At 67.1% G+C, this 17,945-nt stretch carries 18 protein-coding genes and 1 pseudogene; 8 read left to right on the forward strand and 11 right to left on the reverse strand.

The genetic code is table 11. The features are described 5' to 3' along the window. The first annotated feature begins 3 nt into the window (after positions 1 to 3). The 5 genes from QGN30_RS23840 (at position 4) to QGN30_RS23860 (ending at position 3,977) form a co-directional block, all read left to right on the forward strand. Positions 4 to 1,221, forward strand: coding sequence for a metal-dependent hydrolase family protein (locus QGN30_RS23840; protein WP_083014983.1), 1,218 nt, complete (start codon positions 4 to 6; stop codon positions 1,219 to 1,221). Beyond that, positions 1,202 to 1,669 carry a nuclear transport factor 2 family protein gene (locus tag QGN30_RS23845; RefSeq protein WP_067165438.1) on the forward strand — a complete coding sequence of 156 codons (468 nt, stop codon included), beginning with the start codon at positions 1,202 to 1,204 and terminating at the stop codon, positions 1,667 to 1,669. The genes QGN30_RS23840 and QGN30_RS23845 overlap by 20 nt, the downstream gene beginning before the upstream one ends. 23 nt (positions 1,670 to 1,692) lie before the next feature. Then, positions 1,693 to 2,790, forward strand: coding sequence for an acyl-CoA dehydrogenase family protein (locus tag QGN30_RS23850; protein WP_067165442.1), 1,098 nt, complete (start codon positions 1,693 to 1,695; stop codon positions 2,788 to 2,790). Continuing rightward, positions 2,787 to 3,620 (forward strand): acyl-CoA dehydrogenase family protein, encoded by an 834-nt coding sequence (locus QGN30_RS23855; RefSeq protein WP_038535040.1) that lies wholly within the window; start codon positions 2,787 to 2,789, stop codon positions 3,618 to 3,620. Before QGN30_RS23850 ends, QGN30_RS23855 begins: the two co-directional genes overlap by 4 nt. 87 nt (positions 3,621 to 3,707) lie before the next feature. Then, entirely contained in the window at positions 3,708 to 3,977 is a 270-nt protein-coding gene (locus tag QGN30_RS23860; protein ID WP_008253654.1) for a DUF4190 domain-containing protein, read from the forward strand. Positions 3,978 to 3,985: 8 nt separating this feature from the next. Here the strand turns inward: QGN30_RS23860 and QGN30_RS25810 are convergent, their stop codons facing one another. Both QGN30_RS25810 and QGN30_RS25815 read right to left on the reverse strand, forming a co-directional pair. Then, positions 3,986 to 4,543 (reverse strand): acyl-CoA dehydrogenase family protein, encoded by a 558-nt coding sequence (locus QGN30_RS25810; protein ID WP_407665070.1) that lies wholly within the window; start codon positions 4,541 to 4,543, stop codon positions 3,986 to 3,988. A 12-nt stretch (positions 4,544 to 4,555) separates the two neighbouring features. Next, positions 4,556 to 5,161: pseudogene (locus QGN30_RS25815) on the reverse strand (acyl-CoA dehydrogenase family protein); the annotation flags it as partial. A gap of 243 nt (positions 5,162 to 5,404) precedes the next feature. On the opposite strand from QGN30_RS25815, the gene QGN30_RS23870 reads away from it, so the two are divergent. From QGN30_RS23870 to QGN30_RS23880, 3 genes are all read left to right on the forward strand, one after another. Beyond that, positions 5,405 to 6,055, forward strand: a complete 651-nt coding sequence (locus tag QGN30_RS23870; protein WP_038535036.1) for a TetR/AcrR family transcriptional regulator — start codon at positions 5,405 to 5,407, stop codon at positions 6,053 to 6,055. A gap of 238 nt (positions 6,056 to 6,293) precedes the next feature. After that, the gene (locus QGN30_RS23875; RefSeq protein ID WP_038535034.1) at positions 6,294 to 7,142 is read left to right on the forward strand and encodes a mycofactocin-coupled SDR family oxidoreductase; all 849 of its coding nucleotides are present in this window, start codon (positions 6,294 to 6,296) and stop codon (positions 7,140 to 7,142) included. A gap of 23 nt (positions 7,143 to 7,165) precedes the next feature. Further along, complete coding sequence (locus tag QGN30_RS23880) at positions 7,166 to 7,996, forward strand: SDR family NAD(P)-dependent oxidoreductase (protein WP_026071475.1); 831 nt, start codon at positions 7,166 to 7,168, stop codon at positions 7,994 to 7,996. Here the strand turns inward: QGN30_RS23880 and QGN30_RS23885 are convergent. The 9 genes from QGN30_RS23885 to QGN30_RS23925 all read right to left on the reverse strand — a co-directional run bounded on the left by QGN30_RS23885 (position 7,993) and on the right by QGN30_RS23925 (position 17,942). Next, positions 7,993 to 8,802: an SDR family NAD(P)-dependent oxidoreductase gene (locus QGN30_RS23885; RefSeq protein WP_014941300.1), complete on the reverse strand. Its 810-nt coding sequence runs from the start codon at positions 8,800 to 8,802 to the stop codon at positions 7,993 to 7,995. The genes QGN30_RS23880 and QGN30_RS23885 overlap by 4 nt on opposite strands. 6 nt (positions 8,803 to 8,808) lie before the next feature. After that, the gene (locus QGN30_RS23890; protein ID WP_225330781.1) at positions 8,809 to 11,232 is read right to left on the reverse strand and encodes a CaiB/BaiF CoA transferase family protein; all 2,424 of its coding nucleotides are present in this window, start codon (positions 11,230 to 11,232) and stop codon (positions 8,809 to 8,811) included. After that, a complete protein-coding gene (locus tag QGN30_RS23895; protein WP_009952191.1) occupies positions 11,229 to 12,209 on the reverse strand; it encodes an enoyl-CoA hydratase/isomerase family protein in 981 nt (326 codons plus the stop codon). The genes QGN30_RS23890 and QGN30_RS23895 overlap by 4 nt, the downstream gene beginning before the upstream one ends. A gap of 2 nt (positions 12,210 to 12,211) precedes the next feature. Further along, positions 12,212 to 13,351, reverse strand: coding sequence for a M24 family metallopeptidase (locus QGN30_RS23900; RefSeq protein WP_248923496.1), 1,140 nt, complete (start codon positions 13,349 to 13,351; stop codon positions 12,212 to 12,214). Next, a complete protein-coding gene (locus tag QGN30_RS23905; protein ID WP_009952193.1) occupies positions 13,341 to 14,585 on the reverse strand; it encodes a M24 family metallopeptidase in 1,245 nt (414 codons plus the stop codon). Before QGN30_RS23905 ends, QGN30_RS23900 begins: the two co-directional genes overlap by 11 nt. Then, the gene (locus tag QGN30_RS23910; protein WP_026071473.1) at positions 14,585 to 15,646 is read right to left on the reverse strand and encodes an amidohydrolase family protein; all 1,062 of its coding nucleotides are present in this window, start codon (positions 15,644 to 15,646) and stop codon (positions 14,585 to 14,587) included. The genes QGN30_RS23905 and QGN30_RS23910 overlap by 1 nt, the downstream gene beginning before the upstream one ends. Before the next feature lie 164 nt (positions 15,647 to 15,810). Continuing rightward, on the reverse strand, positions 15,811 to 17,055 hold the full coding sequence (locus QGN30_RS23915) for a cytochrome P450 (RefSeq protein WP_009952196.1): 1,245 nt from the start codon (positions 17,053 to 17,055) through the stop codon (positions 15,811 to 15,813). Between the two features lie 2 nt (positions 17,056 to 17,057). Further along, a complete protein-coding gene (locus tag QGN30_RS23920; protein ID WP_026071472.1) occupies positions 17,058 to 17,252 on the reverse strand; it encodes a ferredoxin in 195 nt (64 codons plus the stop codon). Between the two features lie 12 nt (positions 17,253 to 17,264). Next, on the reverse strand, positions 17,265 to 17,942 hold the full coding sequence (locus QGN30_RS23925) for a TetR family transcriptional regulator (protein WP_014383840.1): 678 nt from the start codon (positions 17,940 to 17,942) through the stop codon (positions 17,265 to 17,267). Between the last annotated feature and the right edge of the window lie 3 nt (positions 17,943 to 17,945).

Raw genomic sequence — 17,945 nt, forward strand, 5'->3', positions numbered from 1 at the left:
CACGTGCTGACGCTTAAGGCAGCCGGGCTGCTCGACGTCGATGCCGGCGAGATCGTTCGGCCCGGCATCGTGCGGATCGAGGGCGACCGGATCGTCGGTGTGGGGGGTGAGCCGGAAGGCGAGCTCATCGATCTCGGCGACCAGATCCTGCTGCCCGGGTTGATGGACATGGAGGTGAACCTCCTGATGGGCGGGCGCGGGGAAACGCCCGGGCTCTCCCAAGTGCAGGACGACCCCCCGACGCGGGTGCTGCGCGCGATCGGCAACGCCCGACGTACGCTGCACGCCGGGTTCACCACCGTGCGCAACCTCGGCCTGTTCGTCAAGACCGGCGGCTACCTGCTGGATGTCGCGCTGGGCAAGGCGATTGACGCGGGCTGGATCGACGGGCCCCGAATCGTCCCGGCGGGCCACGCCATCACGCCCACCGGCGGGCACCTGGACCCGACGATGTTCGCCGCATTCATGCCGGGGGCACTCGAGCTCACGGTCGAAGAGGGCATCGCGAATGGGATCGACGAGATCCGCAAGGCGGTGCGATACCAGATCAAGCACGGCGCCGAATTGATCAAGGTGTGCGTTTCCGGCGGTGTCATGTCGCTGACCGGTGAGGCTGGTGCACAACACTATTCGGACGAGGAACTGCGCGCGATCGTTGACGAAGCACACCGGCGCGGGCTACGCGTCGCCGCGCACACGCACGGGGCGGAAGCGGTCAAGCACGCGGTCGCGTGCGGTATCGACTGCATCGAGCACGGCTTCCTCATGGACGACGAGGCCATCCAGATGCTGGTCGACAACGACCGGTTCCTGGTGACCACCCGCAGGCTCGCCGAGGCGATGGACGTGTCCCGCGCACCCAAGGAGTTGCAGGACAAGGCCGCCGAGATGTTCCCGAAGGCGAAGACATCGGTCAAGGCCGCCTATGAGGCCGGCGTGAAGATCGCGGTCGGCACTGACGCGCCGGCAATACCGCACGGCAAGAACGCCGACGAACTCGTCACGCTGGTGGACTGGGGCATGCCGCCGCTGGCGGTGCTGCGCGCGGCCACCACCACCGCGGCCGAGCTCATCAACTCGACCGACCGCGGCCGACTGGCGCAGGGCCAGCTCGCCGATATCATCGCGGTGCCCGGAAACCCGTTGGAAGACATCACCGTTACCCGAAACGTCAGCTTCGTGATGAAAGGCGGCAAGGTCTATGTCGACAAATCAGCCTGACAGCGGCCCAACCAGAACTGACGACCTCGTCGAGATCCAGCAGCTGCTCGGCCGCTACGCCGTGACCATCACCCAGCAAGACATCGAGGGTCTCGTCGCGGTCTTCACCCCGGACGGTACCTACAGCGCGTTCGGCGAAACCTACAGCCTGAACCGGTTCCCGGAACTGGTGGCCGCGGCCCCAAAGGGCTTGTTTCTCACCGGAACCGCGGTGGTCGATCTCGACGGTGATGTGGCCAGCGGGACCCAACCGCTGTGCTTCATCGACCACTCCAGCCATGACATGCGGATCGGTTACTATCGCGACACCTATGTGCGGACCGCCGACGGGTGGCGCCTCAAGACTCGCGCGATGACCTTCATCCGCCGCAGCGGTGTGCACGATTCCGGGCGCCCGCACGCCATCGGGCGTCCCGCCGGTGACTCGGCGGCCCAGGCGACGACCTAAGGAGCCCACCAATCGACAGTGCGGTGAATGTCGAGCAGTTCCGAGCGGACCTGCGCGCGTGGCTCGACGACAACGATCTGACACCCGGGCCCGACCACTCGCTGCAGGGACATATGCAGCAGTTCGCCCGGGTCAGTCGCGCGCTCTACGACGCCGATTGGATGCGGTACGGCTGGCCCGAAGAAGTCGGCGGGCTGGGCGGGCCGGCGGTGCTGCGGGCGGTTGTCGGCGAAGAAGTGGTGGGCCGTCGCCTGGCCGAGCCCGGGCCGTACTCAATGCTCGAAGTGCTCGCACCCACCATGATCGACTACGCGCCGCCTGAGCTCGCCGCGGAGATGGTGCCGCGGCTGTTGAGCGGCGAAGAGCAATGGTGCCAGGGCTTTTCCGAGCCGGGATCCGGCAGCGACCTCGCGTCGCTCACCACCCGCGCGACCCAGCAGGGCGACAACTGGGTCGTCAACGGGCAAAAGGTGTGGACCAGTTTCGCGCAGTTCTCGTCGCGGTGCGTCCTGCTCACCCGCACCGCGCCCGGCCACGACGGCATCACCGCCTTCTTCGTCGACCTCGACACCCCCGGCATCACCATCCGGCCACTGCGCACGATGCACGGCGTCGACGAATTCTGCGAGGTGTACTACGACGACGTGGTGATCCCGGCGAGCAGGATGCTCGGCAAGCCCGGCGACGGCTGGAAACTCGCCATGGACCTGCTGCCCTACGAGCGTTCCTCCTGCTTCTGGCAGCGAATCGCCTATCTCTACTCTCGATTCGACGCCCTGATCGCCGAAGCCTCCGACAGCGGTGCGGCCGACGAATCGGCCCTGGGCGGAGCCTATCTGGCGCTGCATACCTTGCGCTGCCGGTCGCGCGGCACCCAGCACCGGATGCGCGACGGAGCCCGCCTGGGCCCCGACACCTCCATCGACAAGGTGTTGTTGGCCGCCGCCGAGCAGCGGCTCTACGACACCGTCCATGACCTGTTGCCGGGGAAGCTCGAACTCGAAGACACACCGTGGCGTTCGGAGTACCTGTACTCGCGCGCGGCGACGATCTATGGCGGTACCGCCGAGATCCAGCGCAATATCATCGCCCGCCGATTGCTCGACCTCGGGAAGGAGTGACCGTGACGCCTTCGCCGGACACCGAGTCAGACCCCGAATCGCTGCGGCTGCTGGCCGACTCGCTGCGGACGACGATGGGCGCCGCCTCCGGAGCCAAGCTCGACGCCGCACTGACCGACCTCGGCTGGCGCGACATGCTCGAGGAAATGCCCGACGCCGCAATACCGTTGGTCTTCAGGCTGCTCGGCGAGACCGGCTCGCACGCGCCCGTGCTCAACGATGTGCTGCTGTGCGCGGCCGGTGATGCGCCCGGGGGCGCGCTTCCGCTGCCGTTCGCCGGCGGGTCCTGGGTGCTGTGGGAGCGTCGCGACGAGTCCGACACTGCGATCGACGAGCTGCTTCCCATACACCCTGTGCCGCAAGGCGATCCATTGCCGTCGGCCGCGCTGCACGCGGGATGGCGCGCCCTTGGCTGGTGGCTGGTCGGCACCAGCCGCGCCATGCTCTCGCTGGCCCGTCAACATGCCCTGGACCGCGTTCAGTTCGGTCGCCACATCAGCTCCTTCCAGGCGATCCGACACCGTCTGGCCGAGACGCTGGTGGCCATCGAGGGCGCCGAGGCGACGCTGCAGGCGGCCACCGAGTGCGACGACGAGGGGCTGGCCGCACTGCTGGCCAAAGCCGCGGCCGGCCAGGCGGCGCTGACCGCCGCGCGGCACTGCCAGCAGGTGCTCGGCGGTGTCGGATTCACGGCCGAACACCCGCTGCACCACCACATCAAGCGTTCGCTCATTCTCGACGGACTGCTGGGAAGCGCGCGAGAACTCACCCGCGAGGCCGGAAGAGCTTTGGTGACAACAGGATCCGCCCCACGGCTTGCCCAGCTGTGACGGATCGGCCCGCACGATGCCGATCGGCGGGCCTCTTCTCGGCGGCGTCCACGTAGACTCGTCCCGACACCATAAGGATGGGACGCAATGAGTCACCCCGACGCACCGCGCAACGAGGCCGGCGTCGCCTCGCTGCTGCTGGGCCTGGTCGGGCTCATCACGTGTTGGATGATGCTGGGGGTGCCGTTCGGTATCGCGGCGGTGGTGACGGGCGACGTCGCCCGGCGGCGCGTCGCCCGCGGGGAGGCGAACAATCCCCGAACCGCGTTGGCGGGAATGGTTTTAGGCGTGATCGCGATACTGGTCGGTCTCGTCGCCATCGGCTATTACGCCAGGCTGGACGTCGCCAGGCACTGACGCGCGGATCAATTCCGCGGGAGCCCCAGCACGCGTTCGGCGATGATGTTGCGCTGAATTTCCGAGGTGCCGCCGGCGATGGTCGCGGCGAACGTGCGCGCGTACCGGTCGAACCAGGCGCCGTAGTGGCTGTCCAGGTTGAGTGGGGCGAACGGGGCGGTGACCCCGTGCAACGCCAGTCCCTCCCCGCCCTTGGCGCCCAGCGCGTCTTCGCAGGCGCGTTGCATTGCCTCCGATCCCAGCAGTTTGAGCACCGACTGGGCCGGCACGTCCTCTTCGCCGCGCGCGGCTTTGGCCAGCGTCGCCGACCCGAGCAGTCGCATCGCGTAGAAATCCATCACCAGCGTCGCGTAGCGATCCCGCTGGACAGGCCCCGCGGGCCTGGACTCGACGGTCAGCGCGTGCAACATGTCTGCGTAATCCAGCCACAGCATCGCGCGTTCGTGACCGAGCGAACCGGTCGCCACGCGCCAGCCCGCGTCGAGCTCCCCCACCAGGTTCTCGGCCGGCACCCGCGCGTCGGTGAAGAAGACCTCGTTGAAGTCGACGTCTTCGATGTCGCCCATCGACGCGAATGGACGGCGGACCACACCGGGGGTGTCGGTCGGAATCAGTAACGCGCTGATGCCCTTGTGCTTTGGGGCGCCCGGATCGGTGCGCACGAACGTCAACAGCACGTCGGCGTGATGGGCGCCCGATGTCCACACCTTCTGCCCGTTGACGACGAAGTGGTCGCCGTCAAGCACCGCACGGGTTTTCAGCGACGCGAGGTCGGATCCCGCGCCCGGTTCGCTCATGCCCAGTGACGCGGTGATCTCCGCCCGCAGGATCGGCACCGCCCAGCGCTGCTTCTGTTCGGGGGTGCCGAACGTCAACAACGACGCCGCGATGATGCCCACGCCCTGCGGGTTGAAGCTTTGATAGATCCGCCGTCGTGACAACTCTTCTTGGTACACGTATTGCTGCAGCAGCGTCGCGTTGCGCCCGCCGAACTCGGGCGGGTTGCCGGGCAGTAGCCATCCGCTGTCGAACAGCAGGCGTTGCCAACGGCGGGCCCACGTAGGGATGTCCGAACTCGACCGCGGCCGGTCGAGTGCCTCGGCCTCGGAAGGCAGATGCTCATCGAGGAACGCGATGAATTCGGCGCGGAACGCCTCCACGTCGGCGTCAAACGTCAGCTGCACGGCACTTCCCGAAATGGTCCTGAGCGCAATCGCGCCGCCGGTAGATCACGCTTTCCGCCAGCGGCGCGGTTCACTCTTGCGATTACGCTTCCATACACACGTCTAAGAGAATAGTATTCTCGTGGTAAGAAAGTTACAATCTCCGACACGTGATCCGTGAGGGGGTCGAGCGCAGCGATGTCACGGCGTTCTCCGGTAGAGTCCAACCATGTTCTCCCAGCGCGGCAATCACCTGAGTCGGCCGTGACCAGTCCCAGCGAAGAGCCGGCCTGGAAGCAACGCGCTGTCGAGCGGTCCATCAAGACGGCGAAACTGCGTGCGGCGCAACGTGTTCAGCGCTTCCTCGACGCCGCCCAGGCCATCATCATCGAAAAGGGCAGCACCGACTTTACCGTCCAGGAGGTCGTCGACCGCTCCCGCCAGTCGCTGCGCAGCTTCTACCTGCAGTTCGACGGCAAGCACGAGCTGTTGCTGGCGCTGTTCGAAGACGCGCTGAGCCGCTCGGCAGACCAGATCCGCGCCGCCACGGAAAGCCACACCGATCCGCTGGAGCGGCTGCAGGTCGCCGTGCAACTGCTGTACGAGGCCTCGCGCCCGGATCCGACCGCCAAGCGCCCGCTGTTCACCGACTTTGCTCCGCGACTGCTGGTGACGCATCCGGCCGAGGTCAAGGTCGCACATGCTCCGCTCCTGGCGTTGCTGACGGAACTGATGGAAGCCGCCGACGATGCCGGCAAGCTGCGTAACACCATCAATCCCAAGCGCGTGGCCGCCATGACCATGCAGACGGTGATGTTCATCGCGCAGTCCAGCGGCGGCCCCGACGACGCGACGACCCACCCCATCACCGCAGAAGAGGTATGGGACTTCTGCTCGCGCGGTTTCGTCGCGTAGCACGCCCCCACGGGCCGTAATCTTCCTCACTCCGGAGCTGAGCAGATAGCGCACGCCGTTTGCCCGTGAGAATGAGATTCTCTAATATCTAGAACCACAAATAGCCGAAACGGATTCGCCATTGACACCCGTGTTGGCCGAATGACAGAGTTCAAAAGCGGCAAGACCCACGATCCGGGGACGCGATTGTTCTCCGCGCAGGCGAGCCGATCAGATCAAGTCAGGAGTTGAGGTAGCCATGACCGGACGTGTTGAGGGCAAAGTCGCCTTGGTCACCGGAGCGGCGCGCGGTCAGGGCCGCAGCCATGCGGTGCGATTGGCGGAAGAGGGCGCCGACATCATCGCCGTCGACATCTGCAAGCCCATCCGCGAGGGCGTGCTGGACACCGCGATCCCGGCGTCGACGCCCGAGGACCTCGCCGAGACCGCCGACCTGGTCAAGGGGCACAACCGCAGGATCTTCACGGCCGAAGTCGACGTGCGCGATTACGACGCGCTCAAGGCGGCGGTCGACAGCGGCGTCGAGCAACTCGGCCGGCTCGACATCATCGTGGCCAACGCCGGAATCGGCAACGGCGGAGAGACTTTGGACAAGACCAGCGAAGAAGACTGGACCGAGATGATCGACATCAACCTGGCCGGGGTGTGGAAAACCGTGAAAGCCGGTGTGCCCCATCTTCTGGCCGGCGGTCGCGGCGGATCCATCATCCTGACCAGCTCGGTCGGAGGGCTCAAGGCCTACCCCCACACCGGCCACTACGTCGCGGCCAAACACGGTGTCGTCGGGCTCATGCGCGCCTTCGGAGTTGAATTGGGACAGCACATGATTCGCGTCAACTCCGTGCACCCCACGCACGTCAAGACCCCCATGCTGCACAACGAGGGCACGTTCAAGATGTTCCGGCCGGACCTGGAGAATCCGGGCCCCGACGACATGGCACCGATCTGTCAGCTGTTCCACACGCTGCCGATCCCGTGGGTCGAGCCGATCGACATCAGCAACGCCGTGCTGTTCTTCGCCTCGGACGAGGCGCGCTACATCACCGGTGTGACCCTGCCGGTCGACGCGGGTAGCTGCCTGAAATAGAGTTCCGTCCCATGGACGGATTTCTGTCTGGCTTCGACGGCCGCGGGGCCGTGGTCACCGGCGGTGCCAGCGGCATCGGCCTGGCCACGGCCACCGAATTCGCCCACCGCGGCGCCCGCCTGGTGCTCTCCGACGTCGATCAACCCGCGCTGGAACAGGCGGTGAACCGGCTGCGCGGCGAGGGTTTCGACGCGCACGGAGTGGTCTGCGACGTCCGGAATCTCGACGAGATGGTTCACCTCGCCGACGAAGCCTTCCGGTTGCTCGGCAGCGTCGACGTCGTTTTCAGCAATGCCGGCATCGTCGTCGCGGGGCCGATCGGCCAGATGAACCACGACGACTGGCGCTGGGTGATCGACATCGACCTATGGGGATCGATCCATGCCGTCGAGGCCTTCGTGCCCAGGTTGATCGAACAGGGCAGCGGCGGGCACATCGCCTTCACCGCGTCCTTCGCCGGGTTGGTGCCCAACGCCGGTCTGGGGACGTACGGCGTCGCCAAATACGGTGTCGTCGGACTCGCCGAGACACTGGCGCGTGAGGTCAAGGCCAATGGCATTGGCGTATCGGTGTTGTGCCCGATGGTCGTGGAAACCAAGCTGGTCTCCAATTCCGAGCGAATCCGGGGCGCGGACTACGGGCTGTCGGCCAGTCCCGAGGGCGCGTTCGGGACGTTGCCCACCCAGGACGAGAGCGTCAGCGCCGACGATGTCGCGCGGCTGACCGCCGATGCGATCCTGGCCAACCGGCTGTACATCCTGCCGCACGCGGCGGCCCGGGCGTCCATCCGCCGCAGGTTCGAGCGCATCGACCGGACCTTCGACGAACAGGCCGCCGAGGGCTGGACGCACTAGGTCGACGGGCCCAGCCGGTAGTCGCCGGTCCGCGGGTCGTGATACCACCCGCTGGAGGCCTGGGTGCCGCCGTCGATGTGCAGCGTCTGGCCGGTCAGATAGGCCGCCATGTCGGAGGCCAGAAATACTGCCGCGCTGGCGATTTCGTCGACATGGCCGGGACGGCCCAGCGGCACCATGTCGCGCATGGCGCTCGTCGCGGCCTCGCCGCCGAGCTGCGCGAGCCCCTCGGTGAGCGTGATGTCCGGGGCTATCGCGTTGACCCGGATCCCGTGCGGCGCCAACTCCAGCGCCGCGGTCTTGGTGTAGTTGATGACACCGGCCTTGGCGGCCGCGTAGGCGGCGTAGCCCGGCGCCGCGCGCACGCCCTCGATCGAGGTCAGCGAGACGATGCTGCCGGACAGGCCCTCGGACACCATCTTCCGGGCGACGCGCTGGCTGCACAGCAGCACGTGGCGCAGGTTGGCGCGATAGAGCGCGTCCCAACCGTTTTCGCTCGTTTCCAGCAACGGCGAGGAGAACACGCCGCCGGCGTTGTTCACCAGGATCGTCGGCGTGCCCAGTTCCGCGATGGTGCGTTCCAGCGCGGCATCCACCTGGCCGCCGTCTCGGACATCGGTGACGATCCCCAGGCCGCCGATGGATTCGGCTGCCTGTGCGCAGGTTTGGGGGTCGCGCTCCCAGATCGCCACCCGAGCGCCGAAAGCCGTCATTCCGGCCGCGATGCCGCGGCCGATGCCCGCGCCCCCGCCGGTCACCACCGCGACGCGGCCGGTCAGCAGGATGTTCGAGGGGTCGATCGCCATCGTCGATCAGCCGTGCATCGCCGGCGCGCGGCCGATGACACCGTCGGATTCCAGGCCGGCGATCTCGGCGTCGGACAACCCGAGCCCGGCCAGCAGCTCGCGGTTGTGCTGCCCGAGCAGCGGCGCGTGCTCGGTGTGGAACTTGTCGGGCCCTGCTGAGCATCTCATCGGCACGGTGCTGAGCCTAGCCGGACCGTTGACCGGGTGGTCGACCTCTTCGAAGAAGCCGCGGAACGCCAACTGCTCCAGCTCGGTTTGACGATGCGGTTGCATGACCTTGGCCACCGGCACTCCGGCGTCCCAGAGGGTTGCGACGATCTCGTCGCGGCTGCGCCGTTGGCACCAGGCTGCGAGTTGTTCGTCGATCAGATCGTGGTGCTCACTGCGGCCGGCGTGCGTCGTCAGCCCGGGATCCGTTGCCCAGGAGGGTGATCCGATGGCGCGACACAGCTTCGCCCACTGATCGTCGGTGGCCACGGCGATGGCGACCCAGCTGTCGAGCCGGCCGAATTCGTCGATATCCGCGCTGAGGTAGAGGTTCTGCGGTGCGGCCGCCGGTCCACGGTTGCCGGCGCGCTCGAGCAGCGCCCCGTACGCCGAGTACTCGATGACCTGCTCGGCCGAGATGCTCAGGGCCGCATCGACCATTGCCGCTTCGACGAACACGCCCTCGCCCGTTCGGCGGCGATGCTCCAGCGCCAGTAGCAGGGCGTTGGCCGCGTGCACACCGGCATTGGGGTCACCGATCGAATACGGGTCATAGGGTGTGCGGTCCGGGTAGCCGGTGAGCCAACTGACTCCGGAGGCGGCTTCGATGACGTAGGCGAAGGCGGGATTGTCACGCCATGGCCCTTCGAGGCCGAAGCCGGGCATCCGCACCATCACCACGTCGGGCCGAATCGATTGAACGGTGGCGAAATCCAGCCCGATCTGGTCCAGCACCCGGGGGGTGAAGTTTTCCACGACGACGTCGCAGGTGGCGATGAGCCGGCGCAACAACTCCCTGCCGCGCGGGCTCTGCAGGTCCAGCGTCAGACCCTTCTTGTTGGTGTTCAGCGCCTCGAAGATCGGCGACTTCTCCCACCATTGCTCCTCGGTGACCGGCACGCCGGCGATCAGCCGCGTGCCGTCCGGCCGTCGCGTCGATTCGACGTGGATGACCTCGGCGCCGAGCATCGCCAGAAAGTGCGTGGCGCAGGGTCCCGCCCAGAATGTCGTCATGTCCAGCACTCGAATGCCGCTGAGTGGCAGTGCTTTTGCTACGCCCGTCGGAGTAGGCCGGGCGGGGAGGTTCGCGGCCCGGTAATGCTCGGTGTGCGCCCCCAACCGCGGCGCCGGGCGCGGTCCGCGCAACTGCGCCGGCCGCATCCGGTAGGGGTGACCCGGCTGCTGGTAGCCGTCGCGCGGATTGCGGACGAACGAACCGCGTTCCACGAACTGATCGAACGACGTGACGTTGGCGCCGTTGGCTACCGGCGCGTTGGGAATGCGGAACGCCGAAGCGAGTTCCCGGATTTCGGCGACCGTGGTGTGGGCCAGCCAGTCGAAGAGCTCCTCGGCGTGGATGTTGGCCTGCTCCGTGATCGACAGCGGCGATTCCTCGTCGATCCACTCCGGGTGGCCCACCATCGCGCACAAGTCGAACCACTGCTGCGCGGTCCCGCAGCCGAGGTCCACCAGTCCGTCTTTCGCCTGAGCCACGCCCGGAATCGTCGGCCGTCGCATGTCCCGCCACGGCCGCCCGAGCACCTCGAAGTACGACACCGGGTAATAGGTGAGACACAGGATCTGCGTCTCGAGCATCGACAGGTCCAGCAGTTCCCCTGGCCCGCCGTCGAAGCGGCGCCATCGCGACGCCAGGGTGGCCGCGCTCGCGTAGGCTCCGGCGAGGTACTCGCCGACCTGACCGCCGACGAAGACGGGCGGGCGTTCCTGCTCGCCGCGGCCGAGCCCGACGATTCCTCCCGACCACGCCTGCAGCGTGAATTCCGTTGCGGCGCGGTCACGCCAGGGGCCTTCCAGCCCGAACGGCGTGATCGCCGTGACGGTCAGCTGCGGGTGCCGCCGGTGGATGGCGCGCGGCGCGAAGGCCGGGTGCTCGGCCACGTTCGAACCGGCGGACCAGACCACCGCGTCCGCGGAGGCCAGGAGCCGGTTCACCAGCTCGGCGTCGTCCTCGTCGGAGGGGTCGGCGATGACGCTGTGTTTTGCACCGGCCAGGAAGCCGAACAACGCGCCGTCGTCGCCGGGCGCGATGGGCACGCCCGAGGCAGACCATTTGCGCAGCGGATCTCCTTGCGGCGGCTCGACTTTCACGACATCGGCGCCACCGTCGCAGAGCAACTTGGTGCAGTAGGCGCCCGCTATGCCGGTGGACAGATCGATCACCGTATAGCCGGTCAGTGGCGGTTCGACCCGGGATGGCGTCACGAGTTCTTTTTCTTCGCTTTGGCTTTTTTGCGGGCTTTCTTGCTCAGGCGCCACTCGGCGGGAAACTTGCCGTCGTTGTCTTTGACCGCATCGCCCAGCCCCTGTTCCATGGCGTCAGCGAGCGTCAGTTCGTCACCGACATCCGGGCGCACCATGGCGCCCATCGACTCGAAGACACCGCTGAGCATGCTGCCCAGATACTCGCCCTGGAACTGCTTCATGATCTCGAAGAAGACCTTCTGCATGAAGACGGTGTCGGTGGGGCGGTTGCGGGCGCAGGCCAGGGCGTACTTCTCGACCTCCGCCTCGAGTTGGTCCCTGGGCACCACGCTGTTGAGGAAGTTGCAGTCGTACATCTCGGCGGCGGTGAAAGCCCGTCCGGTGAACACCATTTCCTGGAATTTGCGGATGCCCATGGTCTGCGCCCACCACCACATGCGGGGACCCCAGCCGTAATACCGGAACGACGGATGCCCGAACAGGGCGTCGTCGCTGGCGATCACCAGGTCCGCGTCGGCGGCCTGGTAGAAGTGCCAGCCATAGCAGTAGCCCTTGGCTTCGAGGATGCTGATCTTCTTGAAATCCTGCAGGCCGCGGATGCCGGAATTCGGATTGGCATACCACTGACCGAGCGTGGCGCCGTTGCGAAACGAGCCCTCCGGCGGGTGCCTGACCTCCTGGGCACCGATCCGGTATTCGGCGAGCCGCGGCCCTTGGTCGGCCGCGGCACGGACCCGCATCACCTCGACCAGGTCCGCACCCGAGCCGAGGTCGTCGCCGGCTCCGCGGACCACCAGGACCTTGACGTCGTCGTCAATGCCGGCGCGGTGCAACAGATCCGCGTAGCGCAGGCGCGCGGCGATCGTCGGCGCGTTGAGGTAATCCGGGCGGTCGAACGTGATCGTGGCGATCCGCGTCTCGGCGTCTTTGTCGTACCGGATGATCTCGTCGGCCGGTGGCTCTGCGGGATCGGTCATGGCTAGGGCTGCCAGAACGGGCTGGCGGTGAGCACTTCCGGACCGTCGGCGGTGATCAGGACCGCTTCTCGCCCGAATACCGCGCCGACTCCTTCTTCCCAGACATAACCCGTCACGGCGAGCACCATCCCCGGTTCCAGACGTTCGCCGGCCGCGGTGGCGGGCAGATGCTTGGAGACGACGGGTGGGTCGAACCCCATGCCCAGGCCACGGGCGACCGGCATCGGTGGGTCCGGCTCCCCCGCGGCGTGGTACGCGGCCATCAGCTCGGCCGCGCCGGCGCCGGGCCGGCAGGCCCCGATCAGCCTGTCCCACAGGCTGTCCCAGCGCCGATAGAGGGCCGCGGCGCCGCCGGGAACCTGCTTCTTGCCGGCCGGCCAGGTGCGTCCCACCTCGCCGACGTACCCGCCGGCCAGGACTCCCGCGGAGAACGCCACCAGATCGCCGTCCCGGATGCGGCCTTGAACACGGTCACCGCCGTCGGCGCGCCGCCACGGGTGCGTGCGCGAGGTCGCCCACGCGACGTCTTGATTCGACGGCGTGCTCACGCCGCCGGCCGCCGAGGCCTCCAACACGACGCCGGCCAGCGCTTGTTCGCTCACCCCGGGCCGCAATTCCGCGACCGCGGCCGCCAGGGCCGATTCGGCCACCGCGATGGACTCCCGCACCGCGGCGATCTCTTCCGCCGTCTTGACGCGGCGTGCGGCCCGCATCGCGAGCTCGCCGTCGATCAGCTGGGCGTTGGGGAATGCGGTCGGCAGCAGCTGCGCGAAAACCGGTGATAGCGCGTCGGTTCCGACCCGCTGTGCATCGGCCGCGCCGTCGATGCGCTGCAGCGCCGACATGGTGTTCACCGGGTTCCACGAGATGCCGTAGAGGTTCTCGTGGGGGATGTCGTCGGGCACGCCCTCGTCCCACGTGCTGAGAAGGTGCACGGCACCGGTCTCCCGCACCACCACACAGGTCGGACCGAACGGCCGGGTGCCGGCGACCCAAAGCTGCGGCGCACCGGTGACGTAACGGACATTGGCTTGCCGGCCGAGGACCAGGACATCGAGGTCGTGCGCGGCCATCTGGTCGAGCGCCCGCTGGCGACGCCCCGAGCGCAGCGCGCGCTCGTCGGGCAGGACTTCAGTTCCCATAGGGGTCATAGGGGTAGTCGGTCAAACGGATCCAGCCTTCCTCGGTGATCACCAGGACCTCTTCGCTGCGGTAGCCGCCGGTGCCGTCCTCCCACACCACGGGCTCCAAAACCAGCACCATCCCGGATTGGAGGACGAAATTCTCGTCGAACTCCTGGCCGAGATCCGTTCCGATCATCGGCATTTCGGCGGCATTGACGCCGATGCCGTGGCCCAGGTAGAAGTGCGGCAGCCAGGGCTTGGTGCCGCCGTTGGCCTTGATCGCGGCCCGGCCGAGGTCCGCCGCGGTGGCGCCGGCCTTGGCGACACCCAGGACGGCGGTCATGATCTCGAACCAGGTGTCGAACTGCGCCTGTTGGCGCGGGGAGGGGTCCCGCCCGACGATCCAGGTGCGTCCGAAGTCGGAGCAGTAGCCCTGGTAGGTGATGCTGACGTCGGTCCACAGCACATCGCCCTCGGCCAGCTCGCGCTCGGTGCTCAGCAGCGGCAACGCCAGGTCGCCGTGCGTGGTCCACACGCCCTCGGCCTTGCTGGGCGGCATCACCTGCCAGATCGGTTCGAGCATGCTGGCCGTGGCGCCCAGCTCGAAGGCGCGTCGCAAAAAGCTTGCCGACAAATCGATCTGGCGTATCCCGGGCGCCAGCCGCTTCTGCACCTCGACCATGGCCTCGTCGGTGATCCGGATGGCGGTGCGCATGCACGACAATTCGTCCGGGGTCTTGACCGACTTGGCCGCGCTGACGACGGCCGCGGCGTCGACCGGGGCCCCGTTCGGGAACAGGACGTTCGCGGCGCGTGACATCGCCCCCGTGCATTCGTCGACAGCGACCACCGATTTGGCCGGGATCAGCTCGGCGAGTGTCCGCGCGAAATGGGCCACGCCCTCGTCGAATTCGAGATAGACCGGCCCGTGCAGGTGGTCGGCGGGCAGATCCGACTCCTGTGCGGCCCCCTCCCGGAACGGGAGGAACAGGTGCGGCCACTCGTCGTCGGCGAGCACCACGGCCACCGGGCGCTCGACATAGGACAGTCCGGCGTCGCCCAGCGGCCAACTGGCGCCGGTGGCGTAGACGACGGCGTTGTTGCCGAGCAGGATCATCGCGTCGACGCCGCGTTCGGTCATCGCCGACCGCAGCCGCGCTCCCGTCTCGCGGCGCAGGCGCGCCAGGTCGGGTGTTTCGGGAATCACCAGTCCGTTGCCTCTGCTGGTGCCCAGGTCCGCGAGCGTCTTCACTACAGGCCCAAGAACGTTGTGATGTTGTCGCTGACGATCTTCTTCGCGTTCGCCGGACCGACGGCGTCAACAACGGCCTTCAACGACTTCTCCGAGTAGCCATAGGTGCTTTCGTTGTGCGGGTAGTCGCTGGACCACATCACCCTGTCCACCCCGATCTGGTCGATCAGCTGCAGGCCCAGGGGGTCGACCATGAACGACGCGCTCATGTGGGTGTCCCAGTAGTAGCGCACATCGTGCTGCAGCGGCCGGTTGAACATGTGCTGATAGGACGCGACCAGGTGCTCGGCGTCCTGCAAAGCCCATGGCACCCAGGCGATTCCGCCCTCGAACCAGCCGATCCGCAGCCCGGGATGATCGTCGAGAATTCCGGTGAAGAGATACTTGGCGAACTGCTCGCGGAAGCCGTCGACGTTGATCATCATGCCGACCACCACGCTGTTGAACTGACACGGGGTCTTCGGCGGGGTCTCGCCGATGTGGTGGGTCACCGGCAGGCCGGCGGCCTCGATCTCGTCCCAGACCGGTTTCATCGCGGTACTGCCGTAGTCGATGATGTTGCCCTCGTCGTCCTTGCCCGGGTTGAGCGGCAGTAGGAACGTCTTGAGTCCCAGGGACTTCAGCTCTTCGAGGGTCTTGCGGGTCCCCCGAGGGTCCCACCAGTTGATCAGGCCCGCACCGTAGAAGTGGCCGCCGGAGCGCTCCTGCAACTCAGCGATGTATTCGTTGTAGATGCGGAAGGCAAGCTCGCGAAGTTGCTTGTCCGGGTAGTGGAACAGCGCCAGCACCGCGTTGGGAAACGCCAGTTCCTTCTCGACCCCGTCGTCATGCAATTCCTGAATCCGGGCCTCGATGTTGGTGCTGGCGGCGCCGGGCAGGTCGTCGTACTGCATCAGGACCGCGCTGAAATCACCCGGCAGGAACGACTGTCCCTTGCGGCCGACCTGGTAGGCGCCCTCCTCGTACCAGATCCGCGGTGCCTTGTCCTTCAGGTCTTCCGGGAAGCGTTGGTAGAAGATGTCATCGGCGAGCGAGATGTGGTTGTCCGCCGAGAAGACCACGGTCCCCGCGGGCAGGCCCACGTCGCTGCCGGCGGCGTGGCCGCGCCGGTCCTTCGGAGCGCCATAGCCTCCGGGCGGGTAGAGCGTGCTTGCTTGAGTCGTCATCGTTGACCCTCCATTCGGATCCGCTGTTGTCGGCAGTTTTTCAAAGGCAGCGAGCTGGGCTACCAGGTCACCGGCAGTTCGTAGACGCCGTAGGCGAGGCGGTCGTGCTTGAACGGGACTTCTTCGATCGGCACGGCCAGTTCCATCGTCGGGACGCGGCGCAGCAGGGTCTGGAACACGATCTGCAGTTCCGCCCGCGCCAACTGCTGGCCCACGCACTGGTGGCGGCCGTATCCGAAGGCCACATTGCGATCGGCTCCCGAGCGATGCAGGTACAGGCGATCGGGTTCGGCGAAGGCCTGCGCATCCCAGTTGGCCGGTGCCAGGTCGATGATGATGCCCTCGTTGGCACGAATGGTCTCGCCACCGATATGAATGTCTTCCACGGCGACGCGGCGCTGTCCGTTTTGGATGATGCTGAGGTAGCGCAGCAATTCCTCCACCGCGTTGGCGAGAATCTTCGGGTCCTCGGCATCGCGGATGACGGCGGCCTGGTCCGGATTCTCCAGCAGCGCAAGCACTCCGAGCCCGATCATGTTCGCGGTCGTCTCGTGCCCGGCGATCAGCAATCCGGTGCCCAGCTGCGCGGCTTCCTTGACACTGAGCTCGCCGGCCTTGACCCGCTCGGCGAGGTCGGAAACCGCGTCTTCCGCAGGGTTTTCCATCTTGGCTTCCACCAGCTGAGCCAGGTACTTGTGCAGGCTCATCGCGCCCTTCATGGTGTCCTCGGCGGCGGCAAAGCGCGCGAGGCCGACGTTGGCGTGGTGCTGGAACATCTCGGCGTCCTCGTAAGGCACGCCCAGCAATTGGCTGATCACCAGCGACGGAACCGGAAGCGCAATGGCGGCAACGACATCCGCGGGCTGTGGGCCGGCCAGCATCGTGTCGATGTGGTCGTCGGTGATCTGCTGGATCGTCGGGCGCAGACCCTCCACCCGCCGGAACGTGAAGGGCTTGGACAGCATCCGCCGGAACCGGGTGTGCTCCTCACCATCGGAGGTGAACACCGACCGGGGCCGCTTGTGCACGGTCGACAACATGCCTTCGTTCCAGTGCGGGAAGCCGGGCACCCGGTCGTCGACGCTGACCCGCGAATCCGAGAACAGCTCGCGCACTTGCTCGTAGCCGGTGATGAGCCACGGCGTACTGCCATCCCAGATCCGCACCCGAGACAGCGGCCGGGACTCGGCCAGCGCCATGACGTCCGGCGGCGGGGCGAACGGGCAGCGCGGCTCCCTGGCCATCGGATAGTCCGGAATGTCGGCGGTCTGCTCTGTGGTGGCACTCGTCAGAATGTCTGACATCTCTATTCCTCGATGTGGATGGCCAGGGCGGGACAGGCGGCCGCCGCCCGCCTCGCACCTTCGGCCTGGTCGGCCGTAGGACTGGGATTGAGTAGGACGACCACGCCGTCGTCATCGCGCTGGTCGAACACTTCGGGCGCATTCATGACGCAGTTCCCGGACGAGGCGCAAACATCTTGGTCAACAGTCACTTTCATCTTCAAACCCCCTCACTCGTACGCCGTCACGGGCGCCAGCCACAGGCCCACGATCGCGTCGATGAGCCCGGACGCCGCAGCGCGCCAGGAACGATGGGACGTCAACGTTCCCGCGACAAGCGCGCGTTCACGGTCGGCGCAGGTGTGCATCAACAGGTTTCGGGCCATGATGTTGCGTTCGAAGTGCACCTCGGCCGGCAGCTCGGGCAGACACCGGTTGATGCCCTCCACGACCTGAACCAGCGAGGGCGAGCTGAGCGCGCCCTTGACGATGATGTTGTAGTAGGCGGGGTCGGTCATCGCCTGCGCCGCGAACCGCGCGTACCACGTCGGATTTCCGAGCTCCTCGAGGTGATCGGTGAGCGGGCGCACCAGGCAGGCCACCCAGTTGCGCAGTTCGGCGTCCCGGCCGTCGGCGGTGGCGGAGGCCAACAACTCGTCGACCATCCGCTCGCGGAGCTGCTCGACGGGTCCGCGGTGCTTGTGCTCGATGGCGCGCACCAGGTCGGCCTTGGTGCCGAAGTGGTAGCCGACCGCGGCGTTGTTGCCCTGGCCGGCGGCCTCGCTGACTTGTCGGTTGGACACCGCGAACATGCCGTGCTCGGCGTAGAGCCGCTCGGCCGCCACCAAGATCGCCTCTTGGGTGGAGCTGGCCCGCTCCGTGCGCACGGTCCGGCCGACGGTGGTCATCGG

Source organism: Mycobacterium sp. 3-98 (assembly GCF_035918355.1).
In the GTDB taxonomy this organism is placed as follows: Bacteria; Actinomycetota; Actinomycetes; order Mycobacteriales; family Mycobacteriaceae; genus Mycobacterium; species Mycobacterium intracellulare.